This is a genomic window from Geodermatophilus sp. SYSU D00766, from assembly GCF_054049915.1.
On the sequence record NZ_JBJGYI010000028.1, the window covers coordinates 54028 to 70113 of the forward strand.

Annotated in this window: 13 protein-coding genes; 3 read left to right on the top strand and 10 right to left on the bottom strand. The window is 74.7% G+C overall.

Translation table 11 applies throughout. The annotated features are described in order from the left end of the window. Window positions 1–25: 25 nt before the first annotated feature. Window positions 26–1291, bottom strand: a complete 1266-nt coding sequence (locus tag ACI8AD_RS18155; protein ID WP_456871925.1) for an ROK family transcriptional regulator — start codon at window positions 1289–1291, stop codon at window positions 26–28. 216 nt (window positions 1292–1507) lie between these two features. Next, window positions 1508–1891 (bottom strand): hypothetical protein, encoded by a 384-nt coding sequence (locus ACI8AD_RS18160; RefSeq protein ID WP_456871926.1) that lies wholly within the window; start codon window positions 1889–1891, stop codon window positions 1508–1510. Window positions 1892–2092: 201 nt separating this feature from the next. Between ACI8AD_RS18160 and ACI8AD_RS18165 the strand changes: the two genes are divergently transcribed. Continuing rightward, the gene (locus ACI8AD_RS18165; RefSeq protein WP_456871927.1) at window positions 2093–3493 is read left to right on the top strand and encodes a threonine/serine ThrE exporter family protein; all 1401 of its coding nucleotides are present in this window, start codon (window positions 2093–2095) and stop codon (window positions 3491–3493) included. Between the two features lie 21 nt (window positions 3494–3514). Here the strand turns inward: ACI8AD_RS18165 and purU are convergent, their stop codons facing one another. Further along, window positions 3515–4366: a formyltetrahydrofolate deformylase gene (gene purU / locus ACI8AD_RS18170; RefSeq protein WP_456871928.1), complete on the bottom strand. Its 852-nt coding sequence runs from the start codon at window positions 4364–4366 to the stop codon at window positions 3515–3517. A 10-nt stretch (window positions 4367–4376) separates the two neighbouring features. Then, on the bottom strand, window positions 4377–5750 hold the full coding sequence (locus ACI8AD_RS18175; protein ID WP_456871929.1) for an L-serine ammonia-lyase: 1374 nt from the start codon (window positions 5748–5750) through the stop codon (window positions 4377–4379). A gap of 140 nt (window positions 5751–5890) precedes the next feature. Between ACI8AD_RS18175 and ACI8AD_RS18180 the strand changes: the two genes are divergently transcribed. Next, window positions 5891–6559 carry a GntR family transcriptional regulator gene (locus ACI8AD_RS18180; RefSeq protein ID WP_456871930.1) on the top strand — a complete coding sequence of 223 codons (669 nt, stop codon included), beginning with the start codon at window positions 5891–5893 and terminating at the stop codon, window positions 6557–6559. Window positions 6560–6648: 89 nt separating this feature from the next. On the opposite strand, the gene ACI8AD_RS18185 is transcribed toward ACI8AD_RS18180, so the two are convergent. From ACI8AD_RS18185 to ACI8AD_RS18210, 6 genes are read right to left on the bottom strand one after another with little or no spacing between them, the layout of a single operon-like run. Then, a complete protein-coding gene (locus ACI8AD_RS18185) occupies window positions 6649–9114 on the bottom strand; it encodes a GcvT family protein (RefSeq protein WP_456871931.1) in 2466 nt (821 codons plus the stop codon). A 4-nt stretch (window positions 9115–9118) separates the two neighbouring features. Beyond that, the gene (locus tag ACI8AD_RS18190; RefSeq protein WP_456871932.1) at window positions 9119–9709 is read right to left on the bottom strand and encodes a sarcosine oxidase subunit gamma; all 591 of its coding nucleotides are present in this window, start codon (window positions 9707–9709) and stop codon (window positions 9119–9121) included. Further along, a complete protein-coding gene (locus tag ACI8AD_RS18195) occupies window positions 9702–12572 on the bottom strand; it encodes a 2Fe-2S iron-sulfur cluster-binding protein (RefSeq protein WP_456871933.1) in 2871 nt (956 codons plus the stop codon). The genes ACI8AD_RS18190 and ACI8AD_RS18195 overlap by 8 nt, the downstream gene beginning before the upstream one ends. Beyond that, window positions 12569–12847 carry a sarcosine oxidase subunit delta gene (locus ACI8AD_RS18200; RefSeq protein WP_456871934.1) on the bottom strand — a complete coding sequence of 93 codons (279 nt, stop codon included), beginning with the start codon at window positions 12845–12847 and terminating at the stop codon, window positions 12569–12571. The genes ACI8AD_RS18195 and ACI8AD_RS18200 overlap by 4 nt, the downstream gene beginning before the upstream one ends. 31 nt (window positions 12848–12878) lie before the next feature. After that, window positions 12879–14111, bottom strand: coding sequence for a sarcosine oxidase subunit beta family protein (locus tag ACI8AD_RS18205; protein WP_456871935.1), 1233 nt, complete (start codon window positions 14109–14111; stop codon window positions 12879–12881). Continuing rightward, window positions 14108–15436, bottom strand: coding sequence for a serine hydroxymethyltransferase (locus tag ACI8AD_RS18210; RefSeq protein WP_456871936.1), 1329 nt, complete (start codon window positions 15434–15436; stop codon window positions 14108–14110). The genes ACI8AD_RS18205 and ACI8AD_RS18210 overlap by 4 nt, the downstream gene beginning before the upstream one ends. A 193-nt stretch (window positions 15437–15629) precedes the next feature. Here ACI8AD_RS18210 and ACI8AD_RS18215 point away from each other — a divergent pair. After that, the coding region (locus ACI8AD_RS18215; protein WP_456871937.1) for an alcohol dehydrogenase catalytic domain-containing protein at window positions 15630–16086 on the top strand (457 nt) is incomplete at its 3' end.

Genomic DNA, 16086 nt, shown 5'->3' on the forward strand with positions numbered 1-16086 from the left:
CGGGAAGCCGAAGCGGGCCCGCCGCTCAGGCCGGCAGGTCCTCCTCCAGGGCGGTGACGGCGGCTGCGCCGGTGCGGCCGTCGAGCACCGTGGCCAGGTGCTCGGGACCGAACAGCTCCCCCAGCGCGAACTCGACGGCACCGGTGATCCCGGCGACCTCCTGGTCGAAGGCGGACGGCTCGATCCGCAGGTCGCGCGTCGCCGCCGGCAGGGCCGACCGGTAGACCTCCTCGCGGATGGCCGCCAGCACGTGGGCGCGGGCGCGGGCGATGCCACCGCCCACCACGACCAGGTCGGGGTCGAACACGTTGACGAGGATCGCCAGGCTGCGCCCGATCATGGTGGCGCTGCGGTGCAGGAGCGCCCGGGCCGCGACGTCGCCGTTCCCCGCGGCCTCGGTGACGTCGACCGGGCGGATCCGGCCGGTGCGGGCCAGGACCCGGGCGAGGGCCGGGCTCTGCGCCGTCTCCGCCAGCAGCCGGCCGTCGCGGACCAGCGCCGCGCGCCCGGCGACCGCCTCCAGGCACCCCGTCCGGCCGCAGTGGCAGGCGACGTCGTCCGCGCCCGGCACCGGGACGTGGTCGATGCCGCCGGCCAGCCCGTGCGCGCCCCGGTGGATCCGGCCGTCGAGCACCACGGCGGCGCCGAGCCCGTAGCCGCCACCGAGGTAGATCATGTGCCGGGCGCGCGCCGCGACCGGGTTGACCCTGCGCTCGCCGAGGGCGGACAGGTTGGTCCGGTCGTCCACCCACACCGGGACCCCGAACCGTTCGGCCAGCCGCTCCCGGGTGGGGTGCCGGCTCCAGTCCGGCAGCGTCGGCATGGCGACCGGCTCGCCGCTGGCGTAGGCCACCGGCCCGGGCATGCCGACACCGAAGGACCAGGGGCTCCGGTGCGCGCCGACCTCCTCGACCAGCTCGGCGGCCAGCTGCTCGACGGCGCCGACGACGATCTCCGGGCCGTCGACCACGTCGATCTCCCGCTGCCGCGTCGCGAGCAGGGTGCCCGAGAGGTCGGCCACCCCGACCACGAGCTCGTTGGTGGCGATGTCGGCACCGAGCACGTACCCGGCGTCGCCGTTGAGGCGCAGGCGGCGCGGCGCCCGGCCCCCGGTCGAGGGACCGAACCCGCTGGAGACGACGAGACCGGCCGCCTCCAGCTCCGCGACCCGCTGCGCGACGACGCTGCGGCCGAGGCCCACCTGCTCCACGAGCTGGGGTTGCGTGGTGTCGGACGCGCTGCGGATGGCAGCGAGCACGGCAGCCAGGCCGGTGTAGCGGTCACTCGGCACGACGACGTCTCCTCCCGGAACGGCTCGGCCACCATCATCGGTCGCGGAGCCGTCCCGTGACGTGTCACGGCCCCGACGTCGTCCCGACGGGGCAGGACCGCGCCGGCCTCCGGGGCCACCGGACGTCGCGGTCGACGTCCCCGCGGACGGCAGCCGGCCCCGCTCGCCCGACGGCAGAGCGGGGCCGGGTCGCGCAGGTGCCCGTGCCCTCGGGGATCAGGGCAGGACCACGGCCAGGTGGAACGACCGGTCCTCGGCCTTGCCGGTGCTGTCGAAGGTCATCACGAACACGCCGTTGGTGGTGCCCACGCGGAGGTTGACGATGATCTCGCCGGGCGGGGACGCACCGGAGTCGGCGGACAGCCCGATGGTGCTCAGGAAGGCGCCCCGCGCGACGTCGCGCCGGAAGATGACCTCGTACTGGCCGTCGAACAGCTTGGTCGCCGACGCCACCCCGGAGCCCCTGGCCAGGGTGCCGTCCCCGTTCACGACGGCGTACAGCATCCCCGCGGCCAGCTCGGCCGACTCGTCGATGGCCTGGCGGGCCTGGGCCTGCGCCTCGTCGCTGAGGGCCGGCTGCTCGTACGGTTGCTCGGACATGGGGGATCCCTCCTCTTCCCGGTCGAGCGGTCCCACCGGTTCACGTCTCCCGGCCGCTCGGTCGTGCGCGATCCTGCGCAGCCCCCATCACGCCCGCGTCACTGGCGCGTCAACGCTCCCGCCGCCGGACCGGTGCCGGCGGGTCGACCGCCCCGGTGGCACCCCGAGCCGGGCGGATCGCGCCGCACCTAGCGTGGACGCGTGCCCACCTGGCCCCCGCGTCGTCCCCTGCCCGCCGCGCGCCTCCCGGAGCGGGCCTGGCGCGCGATCGCGGGGACCAGCCCGCCGACCGCGCCGATCGGCCTGCGGGCCCAGGCCAGCCGGATGGACGACCTCGCCGCGCACGCCGCGCTGGGGCTCGCGCTGCGCATCGGGGCGTCGATGCTGGCCGTCGGGGCGTCGGCGGCCGACGCGACCGCGACCGTGCTGCGGGTGGCCGCCGCCTACGGGCTCACCAGCTGCTCGGTGGACGTCACCTTCACCTCGATCACGGTCAGCTACGACCGGGAGAACGCCGTGCCGCTCACCGCGATGCGGGTCGTGAGCACCAGCCGGCTGGACTACACCCGCCTGCAGGGCGTCACCGACCTGGCCCGCGCGGTGGGCGCCGGCGACGTCGACGTCGAGGAGGCGCACCGCCGGCTGGACCGGGTGGTCTCCGCGCCGACCACCTACCGCCGGAGCGTGACCGCGCTGGGCTGGGCGGGCGTCGCCGCGTGCTTCGGCCTCGTCCTCGGCGGCGGCTGGCGGGAGGCCCTGCTCGCGGCCCTGACCACCGCCCTGGTCGAGCAGGTGATGCGCGTGCTCGCCCGGCGGAGCCTGCCGCTGTTCTTCCAGCAGGTCGCCGGGGCGGCGCTGGCCACCGGGGTCGCCGTCCTGCTGCTCGTCTGGGACGTCGACGTCCGGACCTCCCTGGTCGTCGCGGCCGGCATCGTGGTGCTGCTCGCCGGGCTGTCCCTGGTCAGTGCGGCCCAGGACGCCATCAACGGCTTCCCGGTGACGGCCGTGGCCCGGGCCTTCGAGGTGGTGACCCTGACCGCCGGCATCGTCGTGGGCATCGCCGGCGTCCTGGACCTGGCGCGGCGTGCCGGGCTCCCGCTGCAGGTCATCGACACCGCCGCTGCGACCTCGTTCGCCGTCGCGCTGGCCGCGTCGGCCGGCATCGCCGCGTCCTGGGCGCTGGCCTGCCACGCCCGGCCGCGCGCCGTCGCGCTCGCCGCGGTGGCCGGGGCGCTCGCCTGGTCGACGTCCTGGGCGGCGGGCGGGCTGGGCGCCGGACCCCCGCTGGCCGGCGGCGTCGCGGCCGTCGTCCTCGGCTTCTGCGGGGAGGTGCTCACCGGACGGCTGCGCGTCCCCCCGCAGCTCGTCGCCGTCTGCGGCATCGTGCCGCTGCTGCCCGGGCTGGCGGTCTACCACGGCCTGTTCGCGATCGTCGTCGACGCCCGCCTCGACGAGGGGGCCGCCATCCTCGTCGGGGCCGCGGCCGTCGGGCTGGCCCTGGCCGCCGGCGTCACGCTCGGCGAGTACCTCGGCCGGCCGCTGCGCGGCGGGCGGGACCGCTACGACGAGCGGGTCCGCCGCCGCGCGCTCACCACCGACTGAGCCGACCGCACCCCCGCCGGGTCACCGGAAGACGACGGTGCTGTTCCCGTTGAGCAGCACCCGCTGCTCGCTGTGCCAGCGGACGGCACGCGACAGCGCCAGCGCCTCGGCGTCCTGGCCGACGGTCGCGAGGGCGCGCGGGTCGTGGGTGTGGTCGATGCGGATGACCTCCTGCTCGATGATCGGGCCCTCGTCGAGGTCGGGGGTCACGTAGTGCGCGGTGGCCCCGACGAGCTTGACGCCGCGGTCGAAGGCCTGGTGGTAGGGCTTGGCGCCCTTGAAGCCCGGCAGGAACGAGTGGTGGATGTTGATCGCCCGGCCGTGCAGGGCCGCGCACGTCTCGTCGGAGAGCACCTGCATGTAGCGGGCGAGGACGACCAGGTCGGCCCGGTGCTCGTCGACCAGCTCGAGGAGCCGCGCCTCGGCCTCGCGCTTGGTCGCCGGGGTGACCGGCACGTGGACGAACGGCAGGCCGGCCGCCTCCGCCATCGGGCGCAGGTCCTCGTGGTTGGAGACGACGGCGACGAGGTCGGCACCGAGGCTGCCCGCGCGCCAGCGGAAGACCAGGTCGTTGAGGCAGTGCCCCAGCCGGGACACCATGACGAGCACGCGCTGCGGCTGGTCGCCGGTGACCTGGTAGGTCATGCCGAACTCGTCGGCCACCGCCCGGAAGTCCTCCGCCAGGCGGTCGGCGTCGGTGGTCTGCTCCGAGCACACGAACGCGGTCCGCAGGAACAGCTGCCCGCGGACGGCGTCGTCGAACTGCTGGTGCTCGACGATGTCGCAGCCGTGCTGGAAGAGGAACGCGGTGACCGCGTGGACGATGCCCGGGCGCTCCTGGCAGCTGAGCGTGAGGGTGAAGGGGTGCGACACGGGTGCCTCCTCAGCACTCGACGACGTTGAGGGCCAGCCCGCCCCGGGCGGTCTCCTTGTACTCGTCCTTCATGTCGGCGCCGGTCTGGCGCATGGTCGTGATCGCCTCGTCCAGCGAGACGTGGTGCCGGCCGTCCCCACGGACGGCCATGCGCGCGGCGGTGATCGCCTTGACCGACCCCACCGCGTTGCGCTCGATGCAGGGGATCTGCACGAGCCCGCCGACGGGGTCGCAGGTGAGCCCGAGGTTGTGCTCGATCCCGATCTCGGCGGCGTTCTCCACCTGCTCGGGCGTGCCACCGAGGACCTCGGCGAGGCCCGCGGCCGCCATGGAGCAGGCCGAGCCGACCTCGCCCTGGCAGCCCACCTCGGCGCCGGAGATGGAGGCGTTCTCCTTAAACAGCAGCCCGATCGCCGTCGCGGTCAGCAGGAACCGGACGACGCCGTCCTCGGAGTAGGAGTCGAGGAAGTCGCGGTAGTAGTGCAGGACGGCGGGCACGATCCCGGCGGCGCCGTTGGTCGGCGCGGTGACCACGCGCCCGCCGGCGGCGTTCTCCTCGTTGACCGCCAGCGCGTAGAGGGTCACCCACTCCATCGCGCGCAGGGCGTCGGCGTCGTCGCGGTGCTCCTCCAGCCGGGCCCGCAGCGCGGCCGCCCGGCGCCGGACCCGCAGGCCGCCGGGCAGGACGCCGGTGGCCCGCGTCCCCCGCTCCACGCACTCCTGCATCACCGACCAGACGTGCAGCAGGCCCGCGCGGACCTCCGCCTCGGTGCGCCAGGACAGCTCGTTGGCCAGCACCAGGTCGCTGATCCGCAGCCCGGTCTCCCGGGCGTGGGCCAGCAGCTCCCCGCCGGTGCGGAACGGGTACCGCACCGGCATGCGGTCCTCGACGAGCACCGGGTCGCCGGCCTCGTCCTCGTCGAGGACGAAGCCGCCGCCGACCGAGTAGTACGTGCGCCGGCGGAGCTCCGTCCCGTCGGCGCCGACCGCCACGAAGAGCATGCCGTTGCTGTGGAAGTCCAGGCGCCTGCGGCGGTGCAGGACGACGTCGTCGTCCACGGAGAACTCGACGAGGTGCTCGCCGGCCAGCCGCAGCTCGCCGTCGTGGCGGACGGCCTCGACCCGCGGCCGCGCCGCCACGGGGTCGACGAGGTCGGGCTGCTCGCCCTCGAGGCCCAGCACGACGGCCGGCACGCTGCCGTGGCCGTGGCCGGTGGCGCCGAGCGAGCCGAACAGCTCGCAGCGGACCCGGACCACCCGGCCGAGCACCCCCTCGCGCCGCAGGCGGGCGGCGAAGGAGCAGGCGGCCCGCATGGGCCCGACGGTGTGCGAGCTCGACGGGCCGATCCCGACCGTGAAGAGGTCGAAGGCGCTGATGGTCACCCGGGCCTCCCCTTCGCCCGCCGCGGCGCACCGGCCCGGCGGCGGTAGTACACGGTTGGTATATCAGTGAGTAGGATGACGGTATGTCGATCCCTCTCGCGAGGCAAGACCCCTCGGCGGTCAGCGCCTACGATCTCCGCGTGACCGTGGCACCGTTGGACCTGGACCAGCCGGCCGCCTCGTCCCTCGCGGACCGGGCCTACGTGGCGATCCGGGACCGGCTGATCATGCTCGACATCCGCCCGGGCGACCCGATCGACGACGACGGACTGGCCAAGGACCTCGGCGTCGGCCGCACCCCGGTCCGCGAGGCGCTCAAGCGCCTGGAGGGCGACCGGCTCGTCGTGTCCTATCCCCGGCGGGGCACGTTCGCCACCGGCATGGACATCTCGGACCTGGCGCACATCTCCGACATCCGCGCCCAGCTCGAGCCCCTGGCCGCCCGGCGGGCCGCCGAGCGCGCCACCCGGACGCCACGCCCCGACCTCGAGGAGCTGGCCGCGCACATCGAGCGGCTCGACGTGACCCGGGTCGACCCGACCGAGCTGATGCGCTGGGACCTCGCGGTGCACCGGGCCGTCTACCGGGCGGCCGGCAACCCCCACCTCGAGGACGTCCTGATCCGCTACGACAACCTGGCGACGCGGATCTTCTGCCTGTTCCTCGACCGGCTGCCCACGGTCGACGAGCACGTCGGCGAGCACGTGGAGCTGCTCCGGGCGATCGCCGCCGGCGACGCGGACCGGGCCGACGACCTCGCCCGCGAGCACGTCCTGGGCTTCGAGCGGGCCATCCGCGCCGTCATCTGAGGAAGGACCCCCCTTCCCCCCACGCCTCACTCCGTCCGGCGCGGGCCCCTGGAGGGGGGCCGTTCCAGCACGTCACCCGAGGGCCTCGATCAGCCCCGGATCCTCGTCATCCCCGGGTCGACGAGCGGCTCGGCGGCGACGGTGGCCGGGATGCGGGTGCCGAAGTACTCGATCTCGACGCCCGTCCCGACGGTCGCCGAGGCGGGTAGCCAGGCGTAGGCGATCGGCCGCCCGACGGTGTGCCCGAAGGCCGCGCTGGTCACGTAGCCGGCCGGTCGCCCGTCGACGAACACCGGCTCGTGCCCGAGGACGACGCTGCGGCCGTCGTCGATCGTCAGGCACGACAGCCGGCGGCCCGCGGTGTCGGCGCTGCGCCCGGCGAGGGCCTCCTGGCCGACGTACCCCTGCTTCTGCGTGCGGACGGCGAACCCGAGACCCGCCTCGTACGGGTCGTGCTCGGTGGTCATGTCGTGGCCCCAGGCGCGGTAGCCCTTCTCCATGCGGAGGCTGGTGAACGCCGCCCGTCCCGCGGCGATCACGCCGAGGTCCTGGCCCGCCCGCCACAGCACGTCCCACAGCCGCTGACCGTGGTCGGCGCCGGTGTAGACCTCCCACCCGAGCTCGCCGACGTAGGACAGCCGCATCGCCGTGACCGGCACTCCCCCGATCCGGGCCCGCTTCGCGCGGAAGTACCTGAGCCCGTCGTTGGTGAAGTCGTCGGCGCTGACCCGCTGCACGAGGTCGCGGGCGCGCGGACCCCACAGGCCGATGCAGCAGGTGCCGCCGGTGACGTCGCGGACCTGCACGCTGCCGTCGTCCGGCGCCTCGCGCAGCAGGAGGTCGTGGTCGAGGGGACCGTTGGCGCCGACCTGGAACAGCTGCTCCCCCAGCCGGGCCACGGTGAGGTCGCTGCGGATGCCGCCGGCCCCGTCGAGGGCGAGCGTGTAGGTCACCGACCCGACGGACTTGTCCATCTCGCCGGTCGTCAGCCGCTGCAGCAGGGCCAGGGCGCCGGGGCCGCTGACCTCGAGGCGCTTGAGCGGCGTCATGTCGTAGAGGGCCACGGAGGTGCGGGTCCGCCACGCCTCGGCCGCCGCGATCGGGGACCAGAACCGCCCGGCCCAGGCGTCGCGCTCCGGCGGCACCCACTCCGCGGGCAGCTCGTCCAGCAGGGGTGCGTTGGCCTCGTACCAGTGCGGCCGCTCCCAGCCGGCGGCCTCGAGGAAGACCGCGCCGAGCTCCTGCTGCCGGGCGTGGAAGGGGCTGACCCGCAGGTCACGCGGGGACAGCCGCGGCTGCAGCGGGTGGACGACGTCGTAGACCTCGACGAAGTTCTGCTGGGAGGTCTCGCTGACGTACTCCGGGGCGAGCTGGACGTCCTCGAAGCGGTGCACGTCGCAGCCGTGCAGGTCGACCTCGGAGCGGCCGTCGACGAGGAGCTGGGCGACCGCCCGGCCGACCCCGGCGGAGTGGGTCACCCAGACCGCCTCGGCGATCCAGAAGCCGGCCACGTCCCGCGACTCCCCGATGAGCGGGCCGCCGTCGGGGGTGAAGGAGAAGACCCCGTTGAAGCCGGTGTCGATCTTCGAGGCGCGCAGCGAGGGCAGCAGCAGCCGGCTCTCCTCCCAGGCCGGGGCGAAGTCCTCCTCGGTGAAGGGCAGCATCGAGGGCATCGACGACTCCCGCACGCCGTCCCCCTGGGGCAGCTCGCGCAGGTCGACCGGCATCGGCCGGTGGGCGTAGGAGCCGATGCCCAGGCGGTCGGCGCGCTCCCGGTAGTACAGGTCCCGGTCCTGGTGGCGCAGGATCGGCAGGCTCGCCTCGGTGAGCTCGTCGTTGCGACCGACCAGGTCGGGCACCTGGCCGGTCCAGACGAACTGGTGGGCCAGCGGCAGCAGCGGGACGGCCATGCCGACCATCGCGCCGAGCTCCTGTCCCCAGAAGCCGGCGCAGGAGACGACGACGTCGGCGGGGATGACCCCGTCCGGCGTGCGGACGCCGGTCACCCGGCCGCCGGCCTGCTCGATGCCGGTCACCCGGGTCGAGCCCCGGAAGCGGGCGCCCCGTGCCTCGGCGCGGCGCGCGAGCGCGACGACCGCGCGGGACGCCTTGGCCAGGCCGTCGCTCGGGATGTGCAGGCCGCCGAGGATGCGGTCGGGGTCGACCAGCGGGTGCAGCCGCACGCACTCGTCGACGTCGACCACCTGCGCCTCGACGCCCCAGGAGGTGGCCCAGCCCTGCTTGCGGTGCAGGTCGGCGAGCCGCTCCGGCGTGGTGGCGACCTCCAGGCCGCCGACCTGGTTGAAGCACCAGGCGCCGTCGACGTCGAGGCCGAGGAACTTCTCGACCGTGTAGCCGGCGAACGCGGTCATGGTCTTGGAGGCGTTGGTCTGGAAGACCAGCCCGGGCGCGTGCGACGTGGAGCCCCCGGTCAGCGGGAGGGGCCCCTGGTCGACCACGGTGACGCGGTCCCAGCCACGGGCGGTCAGCTCGTCGGCCAGGTTGGCGCCGACGATCCCCGCTCCGATGACGACCACACGAGGCGTGGTGGACATGGCTCTACTCCTGACGGGCGGTGGTGGGGGTGAACTCGAGGGCCGCGTCGAGCAGCCAGTCGGCGAGGTAGCCGGCGAAGGAGGACCGGACGAGGACGACGTGGTCGTCGCCGTCGTCGGAGAGGGCCAGCAGCACGACCCCGGCCCGGCCGAGCGTGGTCTGCGCGCTGCGACCGCGGCCGGACACGCGGGGGTGCAGGTCGATCGCGCAGCCCTTGGCCAGGACGTCGCGCACCCGGGCGCCGGTCAGCCGGAGGCCGGTGCGCTGGGCGGAGACGTCCGTCGCCGAGCCGCCCAGCGGGAGGACGGCGGCGCGGACGCGGGCCTCGAGCTCCTCGGGCGCCTCCGTGGTGCTGGTCAGCAGCCACTCGTCGGGGCCGAGCCAGACGGCCCGCCCGCTGCCGGCCGGCACCCACGTGTCGGGCGCCGTCGGCAGCTCGACGCCGAGCGCCGCCGACGCCTCGGCGCCGACCGCGCCGAGCCGGACGTCGACCGTCGCGACGAACGGCTCGACGGTGACGCCGACGGTGTCGGGCAGTCGCGCGAAGGCGGCGGCCCACGCCTCCAGCGGGTGGGTGCGCAGCAGCTCAGCCATCGCGACGGGCTCCCTCGGGGTCGACCAGCACCGACCCGGTGACCTCGACCGGGACGAGGGTGCCGTTCACGGGCACGTGGACGGTGTCGCCGATGCGCTCCCGGCCGCCCTTGACCAGGGCCAGGGCGAAGGGCCGGGCGAGCTCGGCGCTGCGGTAGCTCGACGTGACGTGGCCGAGCATCGGGACCGGCGGGGGCGGCAGCTCGCCGTCGGCGCGGAACTCCACGATCTGCGACCCCTCGGGCAGCACCGTCCGCCGGTCCACGGGGAGCAGCCCGACCAGCTGCTTGCGCAGCGGGTCGGCGTTGGCCGGCCGCGAGAAGCTGCGCTTGCCGACGAAGTCGGGCTTCTTCTTCGAGACCGCCCACGCCATGCCCAGGTCGTGCGGGGTGACGGTGCCGTCGGTGTCCTGCCCGATGATCGGGTAGCCCTTCTCCGCGCGGAGCACGTGCATCGTCTCCGTGCCGTAGGGCGTGATGCCGTGCGGCCGGCCCGCCTCGAGCAGCCGCTGCCAGACGGCGACGGCGTACCAGGGGCTGACGTAGACCTCGAAGGCGAGCTCGCCGGAGAAGCTGATCCGGGCCAGCCGGACCGGCACGCCCTCGAGGCTGGTGTCCCGCCAGGTCATGAACGGGAACGCCTCGTTGGCGACGTCGACGTCGGGGAAGACGGCCCCGATGACGTCGCGGGAGCGCGGGCCGACGACGGGGAAGGTGGCCCACTGCTCGGTGACCGACGTGCAGTGCACCCGCAGGTCGGGCCACTCGGTCTGCAGCCACTCCTCCATCCAGTCGAGGACCTTCGCCGCGCCGCCGGTGGTGGTCAGGACGAGGAAGCGGTCGTCCGCGATGCGCAGCACCGTGCCGTCGTCGATGACCATGCCGTCGACGCCGCACATGACGCCGTAGCGGACCGAGCCGACCTGGAGGCTGCTGATCAGGTTCGTGTAGAGCCGGTCGAGCAGGACGGCGGCGTCGGGGCCCTGGACGTCGATCGTGCCGAGGGTGGAGCCGTCGAGGATCCCGACGCCGGTGCGGACGGCGGCGCACTCGCGCAGGACCGCGGCCTCCATGTCCTCTCCGGGCCGCGGGTAGTAGCGGGGCCGCTTCCACTGGCCGACGTCCTCGAGGACCGCCCCGGCCGCGACGTGCCACCCGTGCAGGGCGGTGACCCGCTCGGGGTCGAACAGGCGGCCGCGGTCGCGGCCGGCCAGCGCGGCGAAGGCGACCGGGGTGTAGGGCGGCCGGAACGTGGTGGTGCCGGTGTCGGACACCGGGATCCCGAGCAGCTCGGCGGTGATGCCGGAGGTGAGGACGCCGGAGGTCTTGCCCTGGTCGTGCGCGGTCCCGATGGTCGTGTACCGCTTGACGTGCTCGATCGAGCGCAGGCCGGCGCCGACCGCGCGGGTGATGTCGGCGACCGTGGCGTCGCGCTGCAGGTCGACGAACGAGGTGGTCCCCTCGGCGCCGGAGGTGTCCGGCACCCGCCACAGCACCAGGGGCGCGATCGGGGCGACGGGCTCCGGGGCGGCGGGCAGCCGGTCCTCCCCCGCCGGGGCGACCGCCAGGGCGGTCAGTGCCACGCGGGCCTGCCGCTGCCCGTCGGCCAGGCAGCCGGCCAGGTCGAGGACGCCGGCGGCCGAGCCGGCCACGGCCAGGCCGTCGAGCTGCTCCCCCGGGACGAACGCGCCGAGGTCCTCGTCGTAGCGCAGCCGGCCGCGGGCCTGGCTGAACAGGTGCACCGCCGGGTTCCAGCCGCCGCTGACCAGCAGCAGGTCGCACGGGATCGCGCTGGACGCCCCGACCTCGCCGTCGGTGAACGGGGCGACGAGGGCGTGGGTGACCCGCTGCTCGCCGCGGGTGCCGGTGACGACGGCGCCGGACAGCACGCGGATGCCGGCGCGCTCGCACTCCTGCTGACGGTGCGGCGACCCGTCGGGGCGGGCGTCGACCACGGCCTGCACCCGCACACCGGCTCGGGACAGGTCGAGGGCGGCGTCGTAGGCGCTGTCGTTCGTGGTGAACACGACGGCCTCGCGGCCGGGCAGCACGCCGTAGCGGTGCAGGAACGTCCGGGCGGCACCGGCGAGCATGGTGCCCGGGCGGTCGTTGTCGGCGAAGACGACCGGGCGCTCGTGGGCCCCGGTCGCGACGACGGTCGAGCGGGCTCGGATCCGCCACACCCGCTGGCGGGAGACGTGCCGGGGCGCGGCGGCGCCGAGGTGGTCGGTGCGCCGCTCCAGGGCGAGGACGAAGCCGTCGTCGTAGCTGCCGAACGCGGTGGTCCGCTGCAGGTGCAACACCTCCGGGTGCGCGGCCAGCTCGGCGACCGCCGCGGCCACCCACTCCAGGGCCGGGGCGCCGTCGAGCCGGTCGGTGCTGCCCAGCAGCGACCCCCCGGCCTCCGACTGCTCGTCGACCAGCGCGACGCGGGCCCCGGCGCGGGCGGCGGTCAGGGCGGCGGCCAGGCCCGCCGGGCCGGCACCCACGACGAGCACGTCGGCGTGGTGGTGGACGGCGTCGTAGCGGGCGGAGTCGGGGACGTCGGCGAGGCGGCCCTGACCCGGCAGACCGTGCGCGACCAGCCCGTCGGCGAGCTCGACGGTGGTGGCCAGGAGCATCGGCTCGGGGAAGGGCTCCTCGACCTGCACCAGGCCGCCCGGGTCCTCGGCCCAGGCCGCGGCGATGCCGCGCGGCCGGCCGAGCGAGGTGCTCGTGGCGATCGAGTGCCGGCCGGCGGCGAGCAGCGCCGAGGCGAGCGTGTCGCCGGGGTGGCCGGTGAACGCCTGGCCGTCGAAGGTGAACTCGAGGGTGGTGGTGCGGTCGACGCGGCCGCCCTCGGCGGTGCGGAAGGGACTCGTCACGGGGTCACCGGCTCGGTGTCGTCGGGGCGGGAGGCCCGCTCGAAGCGGTAGGTGGCGGTGTCGCGGACGGCGGTGAACCAGCGGCGGCAGCCGGCGGTGTGGTTCCAGCGCTCCGCGAAGCGGCCCTTGGGGTTGTCCCGGAAGAAGACGTAGTGGGCCCACTGCTCGTCGGTGAGAGACGCGGGATCGGCCGGGTACGGGACGCCGGCCTGCCCCCCGTAGGAGAACTCGACCTCCTCCCGAGGGCCGCACCACGGGCACGGGATGAGCTGCACGGTGGACTCCTGGAGCTCGGGAGGCAGGGGGTCAGTGGGCGACGGCGGCGGCGCCGTGCTCGTCGACGAGCGCGCCGGTGACGAAGCGGTCGAGGCCGAACGGCGCCACGGTGGGGTGCGGCTCGCCGTGGGCGACGGTGTGCGCCAGGGCCCAGCCGATGCCGGGCGTGGCCTTGAACCCGCCGGTCCCCCACCCGCAGTTGAGGTAGAGGTCGTCGTAACCGGTCCGGCCCACGATCGGCGAGGCGTCGGGGCTGGTGTCGACGATCCCGGCCCAGGTGCGCAGCAGGTGCGCCCGCGCGAACACCGGGAAGAGCTCGACGGCGGCGGCCATCTGCCGCTCGATGACGTGGAAGGCGCCGCGCTGGCCGTAGCCGTTGTAGGCGTCGATGCCGGCGCCCATGACCAGCTCGCCCTTGTGCGCCTGGGAGACGTACACGTGGACGGCGTTGGACATGACCACCGTGGGGTGCACCGGCTCGAGCAGCTCGGAGACCAGCGCCTGCAGCGGGTGGCTCTGGATCGGCACCCGGATGCCGAGCATGTCGGTGAGCACCGAGGTGTGGCCGGCCGCGCAGAGGACGACGGTGCCGGCGGCGATCGTGCCGCGGGTGGTGCGCACCCCGGTGACCCGGTCGCCGTCGGTGGTGAAGCCGGTGACCTCGCAGTCCTGCACGAGGTCGATCCCCGCCTGGTCAGCCCGGCGGGCGAAGCCCCAGGCGACGTAGTCGTGCTTCGCGATCCCGGCGCGCGGCTGGTAGGTGGCGCCCAGCACCGGGTAGCGGATGTCGGTCGAGGTGTTGACGATCGGGCAGACCTTGCGGACCTCGTCGGGCTCCAGCCACTCGGCGTCGACGCCGTTGAGCTTGTTGGCCTCCACCCGCCGCACGCTGTCCCGGACGTCCTGCAGCGTGTGCGCGAGGTTCAGGACGCCGCGCTGGCTGAACAGGATCGGGTAGCCGAGGTCCTCCTCCAGCCCCTCCCACAGCTGCAGGGAGTGCTCGTAGATCGCCGAGCTCTCGTCCCACAGGTAGTTGGACCGGATGATCGTGGTGTTGCGGGCCATGTTGCCGCCGGCCAGCCAGCCCCTCTCCAGGACGGCGACGTCGGTGATGCCGTGGTTCTTCGCCAGGTAGTGCGCGGTGGCCAGGCCGTGCCCGCCGCCGCCGACGATGACGACGTCGTACGAGCGCTTCGGCTCGGGGTTCCGCCACAGGGCGTCGGGGTGCTCGGGCAGGTCCGCGCCCGGGGTGCGGGGACTCATCGGGCGACCTCCGTCAGGTCGGGGTAGAGCGGGTGGCGGCCGGCCAGCCGGGTGACCCGCCCGCGGAGCCCGGCCAGCTGCGCCTCGTCCACCTCGGGCCGCAGCGCGGTGGCGATGACGTCGGCGACCTCGGCGAAGTCGTCGACGTCGAAGCCGCGGGCCGCCAGGGCCGGGGTGCCGATGCGGACACCGGAGCTGACCATCGGCGGGCGGGGGTCGAACGGGACCGCGTTGCGGTTGACGGTGATGCCGATGGCGTGCAGGCGGTCCTCGGCCTGCCGGCCGTCGAGCTCCGACCCGCGCAGGTCCACCAGGACGAGGTGGACGTCGGTGCCGCCGCTGACCACGTCGATGCCCGCCGCGCGCGAGTCGGGCGCCAGCAGCCGGTCGGCCAGGATCCGGGCGCCGGCGAGCGTGCGCTCCTGCCGCTCCCGGAACGCCGGTTCGCCGGCCAGCTTGAAGGCGACGGCCTTGGCCGCGATCACGTGCTCGAGCGGCCCGCCCTGCTGGCCGGGGAAGACCGACGAGTTGAACCTCTTGGCCAGGTCGGCGGTGGCGAGGATGACGCCGCCGCGCGGGCCGCCGAGGGTCTTGTGGGTGGTCGAGGTGACCACGTGGGCGTGCGGGACGGGCGACGGGTGCAGCCCGGCGGCGACGAGCCCGGCGAAGTGGGCCATGTCGACCATGAGGTGGGCGCCGACCTCGTCGGCGATCCGCCGGAACCCGGCGAAGTCCAGGTGCCGCGGGTAGGCCGACCAGCCCGCGACGATCAGCCGGGGCCGCCGCTCGTGGGCCAGCCGCTCGACCTCGGCCATGTCCACGCGGTGGTCACCCGGCCGCACGTGGTAGGCCGCGACGTCGTAGAGCCTCCCGGAGAAGTTCAGCCGCATCCCGTGGGTCAGGTGGCCGCCGTGCGCCAGGTCCAGCCCCAGGATGGTGTCGCCGGGCTGCAGGAGAGCCGACATCGCCGCGGCGTTGGCCTGCGCGCCGGAGTGCGGCTGCACGTTGGCGTACTCGGCTCCGAACAACGCCGTCAGCCGGTCGATGGCCAGTTGCTCGACGACGTCGACGTGCTCGCAGCCGCCGTAGTACCGCCGGCCCGGGTAGCCCTCGGCGTACTTGTTCGTCAGCACCGAGCCCTGGGCCTGCATGACCGCGACGGGGGCGGAGTTCTCGCTGGCGATCATCTCCAGCGTGCTCTGCTGCCGGACCAGCTCGGCGGAGATCGCCTCGAAGACCTCCGGGTCGGCGTCGGCGAGCGACCGGTCGAGCCCGCGGGCGGGCGCGGTCGAGGCCGGCGGAGCCTCGGGGATCTGGACGACCATGCCGACGTCCCTTCTGTCATGGAATGACGCAGAGGACTGGTATATCAATCGTCGAACACACTAGGGTGGCCGCCGGGCAGGGGTCAAGGGGACCGGGCGGTCGATGTCCCGGGGACCCCGCCGCGGCCGGGTCCACCGTCGCGGTGGTCGACCGCTGCTCCTGCGTCCGCATCCCCCGAGAGGAGATCCAGCCATGGCCCACGAGGTGAGGGGCGTCGTCGCCCGCAGCAAGGGTGCCCCGGTGAGCGTCGAGACGATCGTCGTCCCCGATCCCGGGCCCGGGGAGGCGGTGGTCGACGTCCAGGCCTGCGGGGTCTGCGCCACCGACCTGCACTACCGCGACGGCAACATCAACGACGAGTACCCGTTCCTGCTCGGCCACGAGGCCGCCGGCGTCGTCTCCGCCGTCGGCGAGGGCGTCACCAACGTCGCCGTCGGCGACTTCGTGGTCCTGAACTGGCGGGCCGTCTGCGGGCAGTGCCGCGCCTGCCTCAAGGGGCAACTCCAGTACTGCTTCGACACGCACAACGCCGCCCAGCAGATGACGCTGGCCGACGGCACCGCGCTGTCGCCGGCGCTGGGCATCGGCGCGTTCGCGGAGAAGACGCTGGTGTACTCCGGGCAGTGCACGAAGGTCGACCCCGCCACCC